Origin of the sequence: Tropicimonas sp. IMCC6043 (assembly GCF_004146235.1) — a bacterium.
Classification (GTDB): Bacteria; Pseudomonadota; Alphaproteobacteria; order Rhodobacterales; family Rhodobacteraceae; genus Tropicimonas.
Map to the genome: position 1 here is coordinate 1 of NZ_SELO01000025.1, position 18,664 is coordinate 18,664.

General features: G+C 63.7%; 13 protein-coding genes. 6 read left to right on the forward strand and 7 right to left on the reverse strand.

Annotated elements, in window-relative coordinates; all coding sequences use genetic code 11:
* Positions 1-122: 122 nt before the first annotated feature.
* Complete coding sequence (locus tag EU800_RS18495) at positions 123-1,559, reverse strand: sulfatase-like hydrolase/transferase (protein WP_129634512.1); 1,437 nt, start codon at positions 1,557-1,559, stop codon at positions 123-125.
* A 104-nt stretch (positions 1,560-1,663) separates the two neighbouring features.
* On the opposite strand from EU800_RS18495, the gene EU800_RS18500 reads away from it, so the two are divergent.
* From EU800_RS18500 to EU800_RS18510, 3 genes are read left to right on the forward strand one after another with little or no spacing between them, the layout of a single operon-like run.
* Positions 1,664-2,701, forward strand: a complete 1,038-nt coding sequence (locus tag EU800_RS18500) for an ABC transporter ATP-binding protein (RefSeq protein WP_129634513.1) — start codon at positions 1,664-1,666, stop codon at positions 2,699-2,701.
* A complete protein-coding gene (locus EU800_RS18505; RefSeq protein ID WP_129634514.1) occupies positions 2,698-3,699 on the forward strand; it encodes an ABC transporter ATP-binding protein in 1,002 nt (333 codons plus the stop codon). The genes EU800_RS18500 and EU800_RS18505 overlap by 4 nt, the downstream gene beginning before the upstream one ends.
* Positions 3,696-4,970, forward strand: coding sequence for a sulfatase (locus tag EU800_RS18510; RefSeq protein WP_165354726.1), 1,275 nt, complete (start codon positions 3,696-3,698; stop codon positions 4,968-4,970). Before EU800_RS18505 ends, EU800_RS18510 begins: the two co-directional genes overlap by 4 nt.
* Here EU800_RS18510 and EU800_RS18515 read toward each other — a convergent pair.
* The 4 genes from EU800_RS18515 to EU800_RS18530 are packed head-to-tail and all read right to left on the reverse strand — an operon-like array spanning position 4,967 to position 10,188.
* Positions 4,967-6,472, reverse strand: a complete 1,506-nt coding sequence (locus tag EU800_RS18515; RefSeq protein ID WP_129634516.1) for a sulfatase-like hydrolase/transferase — start codon at positions 6,470-6,472, stop codon at positions 4,967-4,969. The genes EU800_RS18510 and EU800_RS18515 overlap by 4 nt on opposite strands.
* 6 nt (positions 6,473-6,478) lie before the next feature.
* Positions 6,479-7,657 (reverse strand): mandelate racemase/muconate lactonizing enzyme family protein, encoded by a 1,179-nt coding sequence (locus EU800_RS18520; protein WP_129634517.1) that lies wholly within the window; start codon positions 7,655-7,657, stop codon positions 6,479-6,481.
* Positions 7,654-9,150: a M81 family metallopeptidase gene (locus EU800_RS18525; protein WP_129634518.1), complete on the reverse strand. Its 1,497-nt coding sequence runs from the start codon at positions 9,148-9,150 to the stop codon at positions 7,654-7,656. Before EU800_RS18525 ends, EU800_RS18520 begins: the two co-directional genes overlap by 4 nt.
* Positions 9,151-9,162: 12 nt before the next feature.
* Positions 9,163-10,188, reverse strand: a complete 1,026-nt coding sequence (locus EU800_RS18530; protein ID WP_129634519.1) for a succinylglutamate desuccinylase/aspartoacylase family protein — start codon at positions 10,186-10,188, stop codon at positions 9,163-9,165.
* A gap of 96 nt (positions 10,189-10,284) precedes the next feature.
* On the opposite strand from EU800_RS18530, the gene EU800_RS18535 reads away from it, so the two are divergent.
* Together EU800_RS18535 and EU800_RS18540 are read left to right on the forward strand one after the other, a co-directional pair.
* Positions 10,285-11,472, forward strand: a complete 1,188-nt coding sequence (locus EU800_RS18535) for a mandelate racemase/muconate lactonizing enzyme family protein (protein ID WP_129634520.1) — start codon at positions 10,285-10,287, stop codon at positions 11,470-11,472.
* A complete protein-coding gene (locus tag EU800_RS18540) occupies positions 11,469-13,073 on the forward strand; it encodes a gamma-glutamyltransferase (protein ID WP_129634521.1) in 1,605 nt (534 codons plus the stop codon). Before EU800_RS18535 ends, EU800_RS18540 begins: the two co-directional genes overlap by 4 nt.
* Positions 13,074-13,436: 363 nt before the next feature.
* Here EU800_RS18540 and EU800_RS18545 read toward each other — a convergent pair whose 3' ends face one another.
* Positions 13,437-16,571: an efflux RND transporter permease subunit gene (locus EU800_RS18545; RefSeq protein ID WP_129634522.1), complete on the reverse strand. Its 3,135-nt coding sequence runs from the start codon at positions 16,569-16,571 to the stop codon at positions 13,437-13,439.
* A gap of 21 nt (positions 16,572-16,592) precedes the next feature.
* Positions 16,593-17,738: an efflux RND transporter periplasmic adaptor subunit gene (locus EU800_RS18550; protein WP_129634523.1), complete on the reverse strand. Its 1,146-nt coding sequence runs from the start codon at positions 17,736-17,738 to the stop codon at positions 16,593-16,595.
* A 143-nt stretch (positions 17,739-17,881) separates the two neighbouring features.
* On the opposite strand from EU800_RS18550, the gene EU800_RS18555 reads away from it, so the two are divergent.
* A complete protein-coding gene (locus tag EU800_RS18555) occupies positions 17,882-18,553 on the forward strand; it encodes a TetR/AcrR family transcriptional regulator (RefSeq protein WP_129634524.1) in 672 nt (223 codons plus the stop codon).
* Positions 18,554-18,664: the final 111 nt, after the last annotated feature.

Here is an 18,664-nt window from a genome sequence, read left to right on the forward strand (position 1 = left end):
CGCGCTCCCGCAATTCCATAGGATGTGGCTTGCCCATTCCTACCCCCTATATCTGCCTCACAAACAGAGAACCATGGGCGCCACATCTTGGGAATCCTGAATCCGATCAGCTTGGGAACGCTCTAAGGCGCGACGCAGGCCCGTCCCGGCTGCCCGAACGCGGGCGCGAGGGCGAAATCGTCCTCTGCGTCGTCCAGCAGCGTCGACAACCTGCCGTGCAGCTCGGCCGCAAGGCTTTCGTTTCCCGCTTCGTCGAGCAGGTTTCTCTGCTCGCAGGGATCGGTTTCGAGATCGAACAATTGCCACGGGCGGGCGCCGCGTCGGTTGCCGAGAACCGTGTATTTATGCGATCTCGTCCGAATGCCGCGCCATGTTTCGTCGTAATAGCCGCGGTTTGCGCGCGTTTCTGTCACGAACTCCAGCAGGACTCCGTCGCGCTCGGGCTCGTCGCACGCCCCGCGAAGAAAATCCGACAGGTCGATGCCGGGCAAACCATCGGGGGCGGCGCCACCGGCCAGACCGACGAAGGTCGGAAAAACGTCCTCCGTACACACGGGAACTCCGGTCGTCCTTCCGGCCGGAATGCCGGCTCCCGCCACGATCAGCGGGATTCCGACCGATTCCTCCCAGGGTTCTGCCTTCCCCAGAAGCCCGTGGCTGCCGCCAAGTTCGCCGTGATCGGACATGAAGACGATAATCGTGTTGTCGGTCATCCGTTCCTCGTCCAGCAGCCGAAGCAGCTTGCCCACGTTGTCGTCGATCTGCTCGATCATTGCGTAATAGGCCAGCATGTTGGCCTCGAACACGCGCTCGACCGACGCCGGATCCGCAGGGTCGACGGCTCCCGCCGGTCCGTCGGGCTCATACCACTCTGGCGGAAAGAACCTGATGCCGTGAATGTCCGTGTTGGGACGAAGATGAAGCGCGCCGCGCGCCTGCCTGCGCGCAAGATGCTCCGGCGTGGCCATGAAAGGCGGGTGGGGCGCCTCGACCGACAGCGTGAGGAACAACGGTTTCGTGAGGTCGCGGTCGCGGATGCAATCCTCGGCGATACGAAACAGCGCGTCGGTCTGATGGCCCGGCAGCTTGCGGGGCGTGGTCTCGGCGTCGTGGAATATGTAGCTGTCGTAGTAGTCGTTGCGAAGCTCGAACCCCCGCCAGGTATCGAACCCGCGCCTGTGCGTCGCCGGAACCGGCGTTCGCGAGGCCTGCGACAGTGTCAGCCCGCCGCTGACGCCATAGGCAGAGTAGAGATGCCATTTGCCAACGTAGGCCGTGCCGTAGCCGGCTGATTTCATGGCTTCACCCAAGGTATGCTCGGAAGGTGACAGCCTGTATCCCAGTGCGGGGACGTTGCGCGTATGAGCGTATTTGCCGGTCAGGATCGAAAACCGACTGGGAACGCAGGCCGGGAAAGACGCGTTCGCCGCCGTGAACCGAACTCCGGCATTGGCAAGCGCATCCAGATTGGGTGTTCTGACGTTCATGTCACCGGCGCAGGACAGCGCATCGCGTCGCATCTGGTCGACAAGAACGAAGATGATGTTCGGATTGTTCATGGGAATGCGTACCGACGCTTGCCAATTCAGGATCGTATAATAGTATACGATCCAAGCCGGCAGGCAAGGCCAACGATGGCGAACAGGGAGTGGGCCTAACCACGATGCAGGGAACCGAAGAGCCGACTGAAGGATTGCGGGCAGCGCCGACTGTCTCGACGGACCAGGTTCCCTTGCTTGAAGTCGAGGATCTGACGGTCACCTTCGGCAGCACGCGCATTCTCGACAACATATCCTTCCGGCTCGATCCGGGAGAGATCGTCGGAATTGTCGGCGAATCCGGCAGTGGGAAAAGCATGACCGCGCTTGCGATCATGCGCCTTCTGCCGAAAGGCGGGACTCTGAGGGCAGGAAAGCTGCGCCTCTTGGGCGAAGACCTTCTGGCGCAGCCGGAAACGCGACTCCAGAACCTTCGCGGGTCGGCAATGGGGATGATCTTTCAAGAGCCCATGACCGCGCTCAATCCGGTTCTGACGATAGGTCATCAGCTGGGCGAAACCGCGCGGCGTCATTTGGGCGTATCCCGGAGAAAGGCCCGCGAGATGGCGCTCGATGCGCTGAAACGCGTGGGCATCCCGTCGCCAGAGCACAAGATCGACGATTTTCCGCACCGCTTGTCGGGGGGGATGCGACAGAGGCTCATGATCGCGATGGCACTGATCTGTCAGCCGAAGCTCTTGATCGCGGACGAACCGACCACCGCGCTAGACGTGACGATTCAGGCTCAGATACTCGACCTGATGCTGAGCCTTCAGGACGAATACAAGATGGGCATCGTCCTGATCAGCCACGACCTTGGCGTCGTCTCGGCTTTCACTGATCGGGTCATGATCATGTATCTCGGGCAGATCCTGGAAAAGGCCGGCGCGGCACACATCTTCGAGAATCCAAGACACCCCTACACCGAGGCACTCATGGAAAGTATCCCGGGGATCGAACACGTCTCCGAGCGCCTGAACGCCATACGGGGAAGTGTGCCGCCATTGACCGAGCTTCCGCCGGGATGCCGGTTTGCCCCGCGCTGTAATTATGCCCGACCGGAATGTGACGCGGCCGTACCGTCTCTGGTCCAGGTCGGACCCGAACATGAAGCGGCCTGTATCCGCAACACCGGGTATCGCTTTGAAGGGACGTCGCGGTGACTGACGCACCGCTTCTGTCGGTGCGCGATCTGCGCAAGGAGTTCGTCACCGGACGGGGCGGGCTGGCGCGTCATCGCAGAAGCATCCTGGCTGTGGACGACATCTCGTTCGATGTTGCACCCGGTGAAGTTCTCGGACTGGTCGGCGAAAGCGGCTGCGGGAAAACCACGACCGGACGGCTGATCCTCCGCCTGGTCGAGCCGACCAGTGGCCACATCCGCTACAGGGATCGCGATCTTCTGGCACTTTCTCCGGCCGAGATGCGGACGATGAGAAAGGAGCTTCAGATCATCTTCCAGGACCCGTTCGGTGCGCTCAATCCGCGCATGACGGCAGGGGAACTGGTGATCGAACCGCTGGTCGTGCACGGCGTCGGCGACAGCGCGTCGCGCGAGACCCGGCTGCGCGAGGTCCTCGACCTTGTCGGATTCTCGTCCTGGCATGCTGGCCGATATCCGCACGAGTTCTCCGGCGGTCAGCGCCAGCGCCTCTGCATCGCGCGCGCCCTGGTGCTGAACCCCTCGCTCGTCATCTGCGACGAGGCTGTCTCGGCACTGGACGTTTCTGTCCAGGCCCAGATCCTGAACCTTCTGCAGGACCTTCGGAGCGAGCTTGGCCTGACCTACCTCTTCATCTCGCACGATCTCGGCGTCGTTCACCATATCTCGGACCGGGTCGCGGTGATGTACCTGGGCCAGATCGTCGAGATCGCGGACAAGAAAAGCCTCTTCGATGCGCCGGCGCACCCCTATACCCAGGCCTTGCTCGATTCCGTCCCTTCGGCCCAGAAGGGCCGGAAGTCGTTCTTCACGATACCTGGCGACGTTCCCAGCGCGGCCAATCCGCCACCGGGCTGCCGGTTCCATACCCGCTGTCCGATGGCGCAGGATCGATGCAAGACCGACGCGCCACGGCTGAGGCCGCTGTCAGATGGCCGTCTTGTGTCCTGCCATTTCGCGGAGACCAGCCAGGCCAATCACGTCAGGAGTGTGGGATGACCAAACCGAACCTCGTCATCGTCATGACGGATCAGCAGCGCATGGATTCGCTTGCCTGCTATGGAAACTGTTTCACGGCAACGCCCGAGACGTCGCGTATGGCCTCCCGCGGCGTGTGTTTCGACACGGCGATGACGCCTTGGCCGGTCTGCACGCCCGCGCGCGCGACCGCCTGGACCGGTACATACCCGTCTCGCCACCGGGTCATCGACAATCTCTACGGCGTGGACAACGCCTTCGCGACGCATTCCAACATACCGCTGACGGTGTTCGACCGGCTGAAATCGGCAGGCTACACCACCGCACATTTCGGCAAGTGGCATCTGGGCGAGGCACATCCTCCCTTCTTCGATCACTGGGAGGAAAGCTTCAATTCGCGCCGCGGGCACTGGATCGACGGCAAGCTGGACGGCGAATACCGCCCCGACCGCGCGACCGATGCCGCCACGCGCTGGCTGTCCGAGCAACGCGGGCAGGATATCCCTTTCGCAATGGTGCTCAGCTTCTACCCGCCGCACGATCCCTACTCGGCGCCGCGGCGCTTCTATGAACCCTACCGGGGCAAGGGCGTTCCCTTCGCGGGCTATTATGCCGCCGTCAGCGCACTCGATCACAACCTCGGGCGTGTGCGCGACGCGATCGAGGCGGCGGGACTTCGAGACAACACCGTGGTCATCTATTTCTCGGATCACGGAGATACGTTCTGGTACCGGCGCGAAGGCGAGCACAAGTTCGTCTGCACCGACGACTCCCTGCGCATTCCCATGATCGTGGAAGGCCCCGGCATTGCGCCGGGTTCGCGGTGCGCGGCACCAGTCGGCATCCAGGATCTGACGCCGACGATGTTGGAACTCGCAGGTGTCCCCCTGCCGCCCGAGCTACAGGGACGAAGCCTGGTTCCCCTGCTGCGCGGCGAGGCACCTGCGGATTGGCGGGCAGGCCATTACGTGCAGAACATCACGCATATCAGCGGCTTCCACCAACGCGCCTGGCGCACGGACGACTGGAAACTGATCGTGTCGGACAACGGAGATCACGAGCTGTACAACCTGGCCCTCGACCCGGAAGAGGAGCTGAACGTCTTCCTCACACCGAGGGACGATGGCGGTTTCGAGAGGTTCAAACACTATCCCGATTTCGCACCGACGATCGACGAGCTTGCGTCCGACATGCTGGCCGAGGCGAAGCGACTGGAAGACGACGAGGGCATCGCCCTGATCGGAGAGATGCGCAGCGGATTGGCGGGCCGGCTTGCCGCGGCAAGAGCCTAGGGCAACGGGTCCAGCCAGCTGTCCTCGTCCGCAATCAGGAGTTGCGCGGCGCTCCGGGGTTTCGTCCGGGCACCCCAGTCGCGAAATATGGCCTTTTCCTTTGACTGCAGGTCGACCTCGCGCCGTATGGCGCGCGCGTCCCATCCGTCCATCACCTTCTCCGACAGGCTTTCGCGGATCGCCGAATGCGCGTCGCTGTCGCCCAGGTCGGTCTGTTCATCCGGGTCCGCCGCCAGATCGAACAGGATCGGCCGGTAACCCTCGACGTGAACGTATTTCCAACGGCCGGCCCGAACCATCCTTTGGGTCGTGGCCTCCGACCCAGTCCAGGGCGAAGACAGGTCGGTGACGTATTCGCTGTAGGTCTCGTCCATCCAGGCCGCGCCTGGGTCGCGGGCGACGCCAAGAAGGCTTCTGGCGCGGGACCGGGGCAATTCCTGCGCCCCCGCTGCTTCGATCATCGTCGCGCCCGCGTCGATCAGGTTGCATACCCGGTCGCAGCGCGTGTTCGCGGGCAGGTTTCCCGGCCAGGACATGATCAGCGGGACGCCGACGGACGCCTCGTGCATCGTGTTCTTCCACCACAGCCCACGCTCCCCGGCATGCTCGCCGTGATCGGAGGCATAGATGATCAGCGTGTTTTCCCGAAGACCCGCCGAATCCAGCGCCCGAAGTATCCTGCCGATCTTTGTGTCCAGCGCATGCACCAGTCCCCAATAGGCGGTGCGTGCCCGGTCCACGTCGGTGGCGCTGGCGTTCTCGGTGTGGGCCTCGGACCGCCACTTGCGCAGCCACGGGTGCTCGGCGCCCGGCTCGGGTGATGGAATGCGCGGAGGCGGAACGCGGCCCGCGAACAGGTCATGGTCCTCAGGTCGCGCCACGAAGGGGCAATGCGGAAGGATAAATCCTGCCACCATGCAGAAAGGTGTGTCGTCGCCCGCCGCACGTGCGCGCCCGAGATCGGCAAGGCGCTCGCAGGTCGCCTCGGTCGTTGCGTCGTCGACGACCTCGTAGCCGGATTGTCCCTTGCCCGAGAAGGCAAGCGACCGGGCCAGCCCGTTCGGCCCCGGGCCGCTTGGTCCCTGCGCACCCAGCAACGGACCGAGTTTCTGACGTTCGACCCCGAGCCAGTTGGGGCCGCAGTCACCGACCAGCCTTTCCGAGAACCCGTGATGCTGATCCGGTCCGATGGAATGCATCCGGCCCACCGACACCGTCTTGTATCCGGCGGCTCCCAGGGAATGGGCATAGGTCGGCAGACCCGACGACAGCACGTCCTCCAGCGTCCAGCATCGCTGCTCGAACGGCCATCGCCCGGTCAGCAGCGACATCCGGGACGGCGTGCAGATCGGCGAGGGACAATAGGCGTTCGTGAAGGTGACGCCGGAGCGGGCCAGAGCGTCAAGGTTCGGACTGACCCCAAGCGTGTCGCCATAAGCGCCGCAGACCGACCGCGCGTGCTGGTCCGAGAAAAGGAAAAGGATGTTGGGGCGCCGTTCCATGGCCGCTCACACCAGCGCCGGGGTGCGGTAGAGCAGCTTTCCTCCCACCTTGATCTCCGTATCCACGAGATAGCCGGCCAGCGCCACTGTATCGACCGTGATCCCGAGACCGGGAACGTCCGGTGCGCTGATCTCGCCATTGGCGTCGCGCGACAGAGGTGTCGATGTGACAGCCTCCGCGAGCGCGCTGGGCTGTGCCGGGTATTCGCAGATCCGATGATCTGCCATGCCCGCATAGGGCTGTAGCGATGCACTGAGCGCCAGATGCGTGGTGAAGGTGTGGTTCACATAGGTAATGCCCCGGGCGCTGGCCAGTTCGGCAACCTCCAGCGCCGGGCCGATCCCGCCGATCCGGCCGCAGTCGATCTGGATAAAGCCGACCTTGCCGAAGTCCATCAGGTGACGGGCCATCGCGACATTGTGCGACGCCTCTCCGCCGGCGATTCCGACCTTTGAACCCACTCGGGACAGCACGGCGTAGGCTTCGAAAGCGTGACCCGAAAACGGTTCTTCCAACCAGGTTGCGCCTGCATCTTCGAGCGCACCCAACCTTTGCGCCGCGGCGTCGGCGTCCTCGCCGAAGATCTGCCCCACATCGACCATCAGGTGCGCGTCCTCGCCGATCCCTTCGCGCGCCGCGCGGAACTGGTCGGCATCCGCGGCGATATCGGCGGTTCCGATCGGCCCCCAGCCGAACTTCATCGCACTGAACCCGCGTCCAAGGGCATCGCGTCCGCGCTCAAGAGTTTCCTCCGGCGTGTCCGCGAACAGAAGCGAGGCGTAGGGGATTTTCGGCGCCGTCTCGCGGTATCCAAGCAGCTTCCAGACTGGCTCTTCGCACTTCTTTCCCAACAGGTCCCAAAGGGCCATTTCAATGCCGGACCATGTATGCGCCGCCTGAAGCAGGTCCATGCTGTCATGGGCAACCTTCGCCGCGATGGACGCGATATCCGCTGGGCTTTCCAGTGACGCGCCCAGAACCGACGCCGCAACAGGTCGGCAGGCGCCGTGCGACATCGGGCAGACGAAAGCGGCGATCGACGGCAGCGGAGCGGCCTCGCACTCGCCCCACCCGACAAGCCCCCCGGCGGAAACGCGCACCAGAAGCGCATCCTGGCTTCCGTCGGCGGCCGTCGTCACCTCGGGCATGGACAGGTAGAAGAAGTCGACATCTTCGATTTTCATGAAGGCTCTCTCTGGTACACGATCGCTTCCGGGGAGAATACCGTATCCGGTTCCATCGGGTACATCGGACGGGCGCAGATCGTGTGGCCCAGGCTGGGAAGATCCGCCGAAGTCGCCCCGGGTGCGTCGATGTTGAAGTTCTTTTCGACCCAGGCGTCGTACATGTGAAACTCGGTATGCGGCGATTTCACGACGGTCAGATCGAAATCCCGTGGATTGCAGCCGTTCGCATAATACATCGCCCGGTCGAAAAGGCTGATCGTCTTGCTCAGTACGACGACCGTGAAGTTGCCGAATGTCAGAACCGCCGTCGGACCGGCATCAAGCGGCGTCTGCATGGTTTCCAGGCGGGATTTCCCGTCTGACAGGAGCTTGACGCGGGCCCTGACCGGCATCGGCGCATAGCGTTGCGGGTCAATCGAGCCGCCAAGGGTCACGTCGATCTCGGCACCTATCCCCGCTTTGTGGGCGGCCTTCGCGGCAGGGGCGTCGACGATCTGTGCCAGCACCCTCCCTTGATAGGCGGCGTCGGCAAGACCCCGCAGGATCGCGTTCGAGTCGCCTGTGGCTCCCGACGACGTGGCATCGGCCGCGTCGGTAAAGGCAAGCGGTCCCTTCATCGTTCTGGCCTGCAGGATCGCGCGATCCAGAGGTATCAGCTTGCCCTGCATCCGGTGCCGCAACGGCCAGAACTCCTCGGCCAGGCGAAGCGCCTCGCGCTTGGCGCTGGCGGCGTCGGCCTCGGTCGTGACAAGCACTTGCGAACAGAGCTCGGGGACATCGGTGAACGGGTTGCCGATCATGATGCCCGCGGCCAGCGCCGTGCCGTCGCGCTCGATCCGCTGGCATTCGCGGATAAGGTCGCCGTAGCAGCCCGTGGCTGTGACCAGTTCGTCTCCGCGAACCAGGGCCGGAATGACGACGCGCGCGATCTGCGGGCGTGCATCATTTGCCATCAGGCGCAGCAGGAGCCGGGCGGCGCGCGCGCCCGTGTCGCCGAAATCGACATGCGGATAGGTGTGATACAACGTCAGACCGTTGATCTGCCGCAACATCCGGTCTGTGCAGATGCCGTGCAGGTCCAGCGAGATGACCAGCCGCTTGTCCGGACCCAGCATTCTGCGGATCTCGGTCAGAAGATGACCTTCGGGATCGAGTTCTCCCTCTGCCGCCATGGCGCCATGCAGCGAGGCATAGACCGCGTCGCACGTGGCGATCTTTGCCGCGACCGTTTCAAGTATCTCGGCCGAAAGGCGCGCCCAGCCTTCTGAAGACAGGAGTCCCGCACTGCCCGCGCGGGCAGCAATCGACGGAACAACCTCGATATCCTGTTCGGCTTCGAACACGCTCAGGGCGCCGCCGATCTCGGTGTTCAGCCCACGGTGCGCGAAGAACTCGTCGCCTCTGGTGACATGGAAGTTCTCGTATTCCGACTTCAGCGGATTGAACGACGAGATCTCTTGCTTGCAGTCCAGTAGCAAAATTCGTGGCATTGGCGGCAGTCCTCAATCGGTCTCGAAATCGCTCATCACGACAGCGACCGTGTCGCCGCGCGCGACCCGTCCGGGGCCGGCGGACATCCAGAGGATGCCGTCGCGCCGGTAGGTCACCTTCAGCGGTTCCCGGTCCAGGTCCTCCACGAAATGCAGGAATCCCGCTGGCTCTCCGGCCCTGACGGTCTCGCCGACCAGGTTGCAGGGCTCGAAGGTTCCCGCACCCGGCGCGAAGGAATAGCATTCCGCGTCCTTGACCATCATGTGGCGCGTTCCGGAACTGCCGTCCGGCTGGCCGGTCTCGACCTCGCCGTCCATCAGGCCGAAGTGTTTCAGGATGTTGCGAATGCCGCGTCGGCCGATCCGGACACCTTCGATGTTCACGCGCCCCCAACCGCCAAGCTCGGTGCCCAGCGACAGGATTCCCCGCCGCTCGACTGCAGAAGTCAGCGTCGCCCCTTCATCGACGCCGCCAAAGACGACGTTGAAGGGCGCGCCGAAGGCAGCGGCCGCGTCCATCGTCCGCTTCAGAAGGTCAGGGTCGCCGACATGGTGCATGTTTGTCGAAGGCGCAGAATCCCCGGAATGCCCGGCGGTGTGCAGGTCGACCGATACGTCCACGTGCGGAAGGATCACGGAATCCAGGTAATGCGCCAGCATCTCGCTGAACGTGCCCTTGGGGTTTCCGGGAAAGCAGCGGTTCATGTCCCGGTTGTCCACGGGCGACAGCCGCTTGTCCGCCATCACCGCGGGGATATTCACCGCAGGCATCATGATCACGCGGCCCTGTATCGTGGCCGGGTCCAGCGTGCGCGCCAGTTCGGACACCGCGATGGGGCCTTCGTATTCATCCCCGTGGATGCCGCCTGTGAGCAGGACCGTCGGTCCGCTTCCGTTCTTGACGACGACGATCGGAATCTCGACGACGCCCCAACCCGAGGTGTTCCTGGACAACGGTGCGCGCAGGTATTCCGCCTGCCGCCCGTCCTTCTCGAAGTCAATGGTTCCCGCGATGCGGCTGGCGGATTCGCTGGCCATACAAGGCCTCCATTTCATGTCTTTATTTTTCGTATGATTGTATACTATTTTCCGGGGTGTCAATAATTCAGTACCGGGCAGCACGAGGAGACTGTGATGAAGAGCGATGGTTCGGGCGGGTTGCCGTTTGTCGGCATCGAACGAGTTGTGGCTGCGCCGCTTTTCGGTGAAAGCCCGCCCGGAGGCTGGTCCAGCGAGATCCGGCCCAACGACTCCATCCACACGTTGATCGCGGTTCACACGGATGCAGGTATCGTTGGCTTCGGCAGCGTGTTCGCGGAGGGCGAATTGGTCCGGGCGGCGGTCCGTCACCTTGAGCGGTTCTACCTGGGCGAAAACGCCCTCGAGCCGCAGCGCGTGTCCGAGAAACTCCATCAGAACAGCTTCTGGTTCGGACGGGGAGGCACGCTGACGCACACGATCAGCGGGATCGATATCGCGCTCTGGGATGTTCTCGGTAAGGTCACCGGTCTTCCGCTGTGTCTTTTGCTCGGAGGCCGACACCGCGAGAAGGTGATGCCCTATTGTTCGCTCCTGATGGACGAACCCGTGAAGATGGCTGAGGAAATCGCCTATTACCGCGACAAGGGGTTCAAGGCGTTCAAGATCGGATGGGGGCCGTTCGGGCGCGTCGACGACCCCAAGCTCGACGAGGCGATCGTGGCCGCCGCCGCCGGGCAATTGCCGACGGGCGGAAGACTGTTCGTCGATGCGGGCGCAAGCGACGCCTACTGGCCCAACGGGTTGAAATGGGCGATGCGCACCGCTGACATGCTGGCCGATCACGACGTCGGATGGTTCGAAGAGCCGCTGATCCCCGACGCGCTGGAGGATTTCGTGACCCTCAGGAAATCGGCGCGGATTCCCATCTCGGGCGGTGAAGTCATGACGCGGCGCCAGTCCTTCCTTCCCTTCCTCGTGCAGGGGGCCTTTGACATCGTTCAGCCGGACGTGACCAAGGTGGGCGGCATCTCCGAGCAGATGCGGATTGCCCGAGCAGCGCAGGACTTCGGCGTTCGGTATGTCGGACACGGCTGGAACACGGCCCTTGGTCTGGCCGCCGATCTGCAGATCGCCGCCGCTTTGCCCAACGTCGATCTTGTCGAATATATCGTGGGCAGCGCGTATCTCGACGAGTTGACGGCGGAGCCGTACACGCTGGACGCCGATGGCATGCTGGATATCCCGACGGCACCCGGTCTCGGCATCACGCCGGATCCTCGCCAGATCGAGCGGTTTTCTCCCGAAGCCGCCGCGCTTTTCCTGACCGAGGCCGCATCATGAAGCAGCCCGTCCTGGCAACCGAGAAGCGGCACCAGCACTGGACGCTCTCGAAGCCCGCCGTCCGCACGCCGAACGGCGTGGTCTCGGCGCAAAGCGCCATTGCCGCCGCAGCTGGTGCCCGTGCACTGGCGTCTGGCGGCAATGCGGTTGACGCCGCCGTCGTCACCGCGCTTGCGCTTCACGTCGTCGAACCCTGGAGCAGCGGTCTGGGCGGCGGCGGCTTTCTTGTCGCTGATCTGGGCCAGAAGGGTCGTGGGGCCGTCAATTTCTCGATGAAATCAGCCGAAGACGTATCCACGGACAATTATCCGCTGGCCGATGTGCCGGGCCGGCACGGTCCTTTCCAGTGGCCGAAGGTCAAGGATGACAGGAATACCAACGGCCCTTGGTCGATCCTGGTCCCCGGGGCGGTCGACGGTCTGGCGCTGACGTTGGAGACCTACGGGACGATCAGTTGGGGCGATGCGCTGGAATATGTCATCCCTCTGGCCGAGCGGGGCATTCCGGTCGGCTGGTACACGACCTTCGCGATCGCCGTCGAAGCGCGCGAGATCTGCAAATACCCGCACACGCGGGACGTCTTCCTGCGCGACGGATTTTTCCCGCCGGTCAGCGAAAGCGACGACGCGCCGGAAACCGTGCGCGACCCGATGATGCCGGATTTCCTGCGGAAACTTCAGGCACGCGGCGCGCGCGATTTCTACGAAGGCGAGATCGGACAAACCATTGTCGATGACATGCAGGCGCTTGGCCGGAACTGGACGCTTGCCGGTCTGGCGGGCTACCGCGCGACCGCCTCGGCGCCCCTCGTGTCCACCTACCGGGATTGCGACCTCTTGGGCGTTCCGGGGCTGAACGGCGCGCCGACCGTCATGCGTTTCTTCGATCGGGTCGGGCAGATGGAGCGCGTGCCCGGCGGCGCCCCCGGTCCGCAGGATTACGCGACGTTCGCGGCAAAGATGCGCGAGCTATGGGAAGAGCGCTATACCAGCATGGGCGACGACAACCCGATCGAGAAATGCACGACAAATGTCAGCGTCGTCGACCGCAACGGCGGGATGGCCGCGCTGACCAACACCATGGGTGCGCGCTTCGGCTCCAAGGTTTCGCTGCCGTCGTCGGGCCTCTTGATGAACAACGGCATGTTCTGGTTCGATCCCGAACCTGGCCGTCCGAACTCGATCGGACCGGGCAAATGGCCCCTGACCAACGCCTGTCCGATGGTGATCAGCCGCGACGGCGCCCCGATCCTTGCGCTTGGCGGGGCAGGGGGGCGGCGCGTTCCTCCGGCCGTCCTTCAGCATATCTCCTTCGTGGTGGACTATGGCATGGATGTCGAAGAGGCGGCGCATACGCCAAGGATAGACCCGGTTAGGCTCGAGGCCGTGGGGTGCGACCACCGCCTCTCCGCCGAGACGCTCGAGGCCATCGGGCAGGTCGCTCCGGTCCGGGTGGTGGAGAACACGGTCTACCCGTTCCTCTTCGCCTGCGTCACGATGACGGGGCGTGACCCGGATAGGTCGACCAATATCGGTATGCCGTCGGTTGATCTGCCCTATGCAGCCGCGGTGTCCGAAGACGAGGTGCGCGCAGCCCCTTAGTGCGGGTCGTAGAAGAGCCACCGGCGGTGGTCCGGGCCTCAACGCTTCCGGATCGTGGGGTGTGTCTTGGGCACCAGGCTTGCAGCAGGACGAGTCGGCCCAAGGCCATCGCTACTGACCTGCTGCGGTCCCTCGGAAGGGCCCAAAGCGCAACCGGCGCAGCAGAAGTGCAACAATCGGGCCGCAATCCCTGCCGTCGAAGGGGACTGGAGTGCCGTTAGGTATCGCTCGACGATAGCTCAAGTGGCCGTGCGGTGTGCTTGGCTCCTGGACAGCCTCTATGCGCATTTTCTTGCGAACGCGCCCAACATGGCGAGGTTCACGGTCGCCACGTTCTGGGCCGGTCGCTTTGCACGCAACCTGTCATCCTGCGGCAGCAGGCGCTCCGGACCGCTCTTTCACCTTCTTGCGGCTGAAGATCCGCACGACGATCACAAAGAACAGAGGCACGAACACGATACCCAGCACCGTCCCAGTGATCGTTCCGCCAAGCACGGCGGAGCCGACGGCGGTGCGTCCGCCGGCGCCGGCACCGGTGGAGAGCACCAGCGGAACGACACCCAGGGTGAAAGCCAGCGAGGTCATGATGATCGGGCGGAAACGCTGGCGCGCGGCCTCCTTCACGGCGGTATAGAGATCCTCGCCCGCTTCGAAGCGCTCGCGCGCGAATTCCACGATCAGGATCGCGTTCTTGCCGGTCAGGCCGATCACCGTCAGCAGGCCCACCTGGAAGAAGACGCCGTTCTCGAAGCCGAACCAATAGGCCGCGCCCATCGTGCCAAGCACCCCGATCGGCATCACCAGCATGACCGAGAAGGGGATCGCCCAGCTTTCGTAGAGCGCCGCTAGGCAGAGGAAGATCGCTGCAAGCGAAAGCGCATAGAGCATGGGCGCGGAGCCCCCCGATTCCAGTTCCTCCAGAGACAGGCCGGTCCAGGCGACGCTGTAGCCGGGGGGAAGCTGGCTCACGAGGCGCTCGATCTCGGCGATGGCCTCACCGGTGGTCACACCCGGCGCGGGCGAACCCTGGATCTGCATCGCGGGAATGCCGTTGTAGCGGTTGAGGCCCTGCGGCCCGTATTCCCAGCTTTCGCTGGTGAAATTGGCGAAGGGAACGAGATCGCCGTTTGTATTGCGCACGCGCCATTTCTGGAGGTCGGACGGGGTCGCACGGCTATCCGGTTCGCCCTGGACATAGACACGCTTGATCCGACCGTTGTCGTTGAAATCGTTCACGTAGCTACCCGCCCAGGCGATGTTGAGCGTGGTGCCGACACTGGCCGGCGTTACTCCGACAGCGCCCGCAGCGCGCCAGTCGATATCGAGCTTGAACTGCGCGGCATCTTCCATTCCCGACGGCCGGATCGACCCGATAAGCGGGCTTTGCGAGGCCATGCCAAGCAGCTGGTTGCGTGCCGCGAGTATCTGCTCATGGGTCTGCCCGCTCTGGGCTTGCAGGAAGAAATCAAAGCCCGAGACGTTGCCGAGTTCCGGCACCGATGGCGGCACGATGGGAAAGACCATCGCGTCGCGGATTCCCATGAAGGCCGGGAAGGCGCGCCCCGCCACAGCCTGCACAGATTGTGCGGGCGAGGGGCGATCCTCCCAATCCTTCATTCGAATAAAGGCAAGGCCCATATTCTGACCCTGTCCTGCGAAGCTGAAGCCTACGACGCCGAAAGTGGATTGCACATTTTCGGCCTCGGCGGTCTTGAAATGGGTTTCGACCTGCTCGACCACGGCCTGTGTCCGCTCGGCGGAGGCACCGGTCGGCCCCTGGATAAGGGTCAGCAGGATGCCCTGGTCCTCGGCGGGCAGGAAGCCGGTGGGGGTGTTCTGAAACAGGAAGACCATGCCGTAACCGAGCGCCGCATAGATCACCAATACCCGGAAGGGCCGCCGGATCAGATAACCAACGGTGCCGGAATAGCCGCCGGTGATCTTTTCGAAAGCAATATTGAACCAGCCCAGCGGTCCGCGCCTGGCGTGATGGGCGTCCTTGTTCCGGAGAAGCGACGCGCAGAGCGCCGGTGTCAGGGTCAGCGCGACCAGCACCGACAGGGCCATCGCCGAGACGATTGTGACGGAGAATTGTCGATAGATCACCCCGGTGGACCCGCCGAAGAAGGCCATGGGCACGAACACAGCCGAGAGCACCAGCGCGATGCCGATCAGCGCGCCGGTAATCTGTCCCATGGATTTGCGCGTCGCCTCACGCGGAGAGAGCCCTTCCTCCTCCATGATCCGTTCGACATTCTCGACCACGACGATGGCGTCGTCGACCAGGAGGCCGATGGCCAGCACCATCGCAAGCATGGTGAGCGTGTTGATCGTGAAACCGGCCACCGAGAGGATTGCGAAGGTCCCGAGGATCACAACCGGCACAGCCAGCGTCGGGATCAGGGTTGCACGGAAGTTCTGCAGGAAGAGCAACATCACCAGAAAGACGAGCCCGATCGCCTCGAAAAGCGTCTTCTGCACCTCGTGGATCGAGATCTCGATGAAGGGCGTCGTATCATACGGGATGACGTAGCTTACGCCCTCGGGAAAATACTGGGAGAATTCCTCGAGTCTGTCCCTCACCCGCTTCGCCGTGTCGAGCGCATTGGCGCCCGATGCCAGGTTGAGCGCCATGCCCGAGGCAGGCTGTCCGTTATAACGAGCGATGATGGAGTAGTTCTCCGCACCGACCTCGACGCGCGCGACGTCACGCAGCAAAACGAGGCCGCCATCGGTTTCCGAGCGCAAAACGATGTTGCGGAAATCATCCGGCGTCGAGAGCAGGGACTGCGCGGTGATCGTGGCGTTGAGCTGTTGTCCGTCCGGCGCGGGCAGCGTGCCGAAAGCACCCGCTGAGATCTGCGCGTTCTGCGCCGAGACCGCGGCGACCACGTCCGAAGGCGTCATCTCGAAGGCCGCGAGCTTGGACGGATCGAGCCAGATCCGCATGGCGTATTGCGCGCCGAAGACCTGCGCCCCGCCCACGCCCTCGATCCGCGAGAACTCGTCGACCATGCTCGTGTTCAGGTAATCGGAGAGGTCCGCCTGTTCGAGCCGCCCGTCTTCCGAGATCAGACCGATGACCATCAGGAAAGACGATGTCGTCTTCTCGACGCGAACTCCGAGCCGCTGAACGGTCTCCGGAAGCTGAGTGGTGGCCTGCGCGAGCTTGTTCTGCACCTGCACCTGCGCCACGTCCGGGTCCGTGCCCGTCTCGAAGGTCAGGGTGATCGTGGCCGTTCCCGCGGATGTCGAAGACGACGACATGTATCGCAGGCCGTCGAGACCGGTCATCTGCTGCTCGATGATCTGCGTGACCGTATTGGCCACGGTCTCGGCCGAGGCGCCGGGATATTGCGCGTTGATCCGCACGGAGGGCGGGGCGATCTGCGGGTATTGTGCGACGGGAAGCGTAAAAATGGACAGCAGGCCGACGCCCATGATGAGGATCGAGATCACCCAGGCGAAGACGGGCCGGTCGATAAAGAAGCGTGCCATGAAAGCCTCCGCGAAAACTGGTCAGTTGCTGGCCGGAGCGGCCGCGGCGCGCTCTTCGGGCACCACTGTCATGCCGGGCGAGACCTTCTGAAGGCCGGCCACGATAATGCGGTCGCCTGGTGCAAGACCCTCCGTGACGACCCATTGGTTGGAGATGTCCCGCTGAACGCTCAGCTCCCGGGACTCGACCTGGTTCTCGGCATTGACCACCATGGCCACGGGGCGCCCGCGCCGATCGCGGCTTACGCCCTCCTGGGGAGCGAGAATAGCATTTTCGATCTTTGCCTGCGGCAGTTCGACCTGCACATACATCCCTGGCAGGAGGAACAAGTCGGGGTTGGGGAACTCCAGCCGCAGAACGATCACGCCGGTCTGCTCGTTCACATGCGGCTCCGCTGCCGCTAGGATCCCCTCGTGGTCATAGAGCCCACCATCGGCCAGACGCAGCGAGACGCGCACATTTTCATCCTCGGCCAGGCGCTGTCCCTGACGCCGCCAGTGCAGGATCTCCGCCGCCGATTGCGTCACGTCCACATAGACCGGGTCGAGCTTGCGGATGACCGTTAGCGCATTCGCCTGACCGGCGGTAACCAGCGCGCCCTGCGTGGTCTGGCTCAGGCCCACCGTGCCTGAGATCGGCGCGGAAATCGTCGTGCGGTCGAGGTCGATCGTGGCGGCGAGCACCTGCGCCTCCGCCACTTTCACGGCAGCCGCAGCCGCATCGAGCGCCGCGATCGCGTCGTCCAGAACCTGCTGGCTGGTCACATTGCGTTGGCGCAGCTCTTCCTGGCGGGTCTTCTCACGGTCGGCGGCCCGGAACTGCGCTTCGGCCTGCGCAAGGCTGGCCTCCGCCACCGCCTTCGCGGCCTCGTAGCTCGCCGGATCTATACGATACAACGCAGCACCCTGCTCCACGGGTTTGCCTTCCTCGAAGAGTCGCTCGGTGACGATCCCGCTCACCTGCGGCCTCACCTCCGCAACGCCGGAGGCCGTGACACGGCCGGGCAGCGTCGATGTCAGCGTCACGTCGCTTGCCTCCAGCGTCACGACCGTGACCGGCATTGGTGGACGCTCGCCGCCTTGCTGCTGCGCCTGCGCGAAGGGCACGGTAAGAAGAAGAGCGAAACCCGCGAGAAAAATCGGCAGGGAGTATCGATTGAGCGGCATGTCGGACTCCGAAGGAAATATCCGCCTGCACGGCGGATCTCTTGATTCCGGCAATTAAGGAAACTAAAGAGTTTTGTAAAGGTCGACAGCGACGCCTGCACGGGACTTGTCGGTGCCTTGCGCGGGGGAGGGAGGTGTCTGACATGACGGAGGGGGCGGACCGGAAATTCGATGCGACGACGCGAAAGCGCGGCCGCCCGAAACAGATGTGCCAGGCCGAGCGCGAGGCGCTTGTGCTCGATTGCGCCATCGAGCTGTTTTCCGAGCGCGGGCTCGAGAACGTGACAATGGCCGATATCGCCCGCCGCGCCGGCATGTCCAAACGCACGCTTTACGATCTCTATCGCAGCCGGGAAGAACTTCTTGGTGCAGGGCTTTCGCGCATGAGCCGGACCCTGTTCCGCCCGCTCCGTCCCGATGAACGCGAGGCTTCCCTTGAGGAACGGCTTCGCATTCTTCTCACGTTGAACCCGGACAAAAAGTCACCAGCCGTTGTCATCGAGATGCTTCGTACGGTCATCGCAGCAGCTCGCAGTTTTCCCGAAATGGGCCGCCGGCTGAGCAATATGGGGCCGGGGCAGGTCGCTAGCCTTCTCCGCGAGGAACTCGAACACGCGGCCCGGGCGGGGGAAATCGATCTCGCCTCCGAAGAGATCTCGGCAGCCGCGGACCTGCTCGTCGACATGGTCTTTGGTGACACGATCCCGTGCCTGCTCGACCCTAATCGCATCCTCCGCAGCCCCGAGGAAAAGGCTGCCCGTCGCGACAGGGCGATCGCGATATTCCTCAACGGCGTGCGACCGCGGGATAAGTGACCCGCCGGGCGGTTCCGGGATCTGGTATCGCGCGCAGCTAATTCGGAGAAGGCACAGGGGATGCGGAGCCTAGGAACACTGGATTCGTTCGGCACCAAATTACCGCAACGA

Coding starts and splice junctions, on each gene's coding strand:
- EU800_RS18550 (WP_129634523.1), bottom strand. CDS start 17,738: ATGCCGCTCAATCGATACTCCCTGCCGATTTTTCTCGCGGGTTTCGCT.
- EU800_RS18520 (WP_129634517.1), bottom strand. CDS start 7,657: ATGAAAATCGAAGATGTCGACTTCTTCTACCTGTCCATGCCCGAGGTG.
- EU800_RS18545 (WP_129634522.1), bottom strand. CDS start 16,571: ATGGCACGCTTCTTTATCGACCGGCCCGTCTTCGCCTGGGTGATCTCG.
- EU800_RS18530 (WP_129634519.1), bottom strand. CDS start 10,188: ATGGCCAGCGAATCCGCCAGCCGCATCGCGGGAACCATTGACTTCGAG.
- EU800_RS18525 (WP_129634518.1), bottom strand. CDS start 9,150: ATGCCACGAATTTTGCTACTGGACTGCAAGCAAGAGATCTCGTCGTTC.
- EU800_RS18535 (WP_129634520.1), top strand. CDS start 10,285: ATGAAGAGCGATGGTTCGGGCGGGTTGCCGTTTGTCGGCATCGAACGA.
- EU800_RS18555 (WP_129634524.1), top strand. CDS start 17,882: ATGACGGAGGGGGCGGACCGGAAATTCGATGCGACGACGCGAAAGCGC.
- EU800_RS18500 (WP_129634513.1), top strand. CDS start 1,664: ATGCAGGGAACCGAAGAGCCGACTGAAGGATTGCGGGCAGCGCCGACT.
- EU800_RS18510 (WP_165354726.1), top strand. CDS start 3,696: ATGACCAAACCGAACCTCGTCATCGTCATGACGGATCAGCAGCGCATG.
- EU800_RS18515 (WP_129634516.1), bottom strand. CDS start 6,472: ATGGAACGGCGCCCCAACATCCTTTTCCTTTTCTCGGACCAGCACGCG.
- EU800_RS18495 (WP_129634512.1), bottom strand. CDS start 1,559: ATGAACAATCCGAACATCATCTTCGTTCTTGTCGACCAGATGCGACGC.
- EU800_RS18540 (WP_129634521.1), top strand. CDS start 11,469: ATGAAGCAGCCCGTCCTGGCAACCGAGAAGCGGCACCAGCACTGGACG.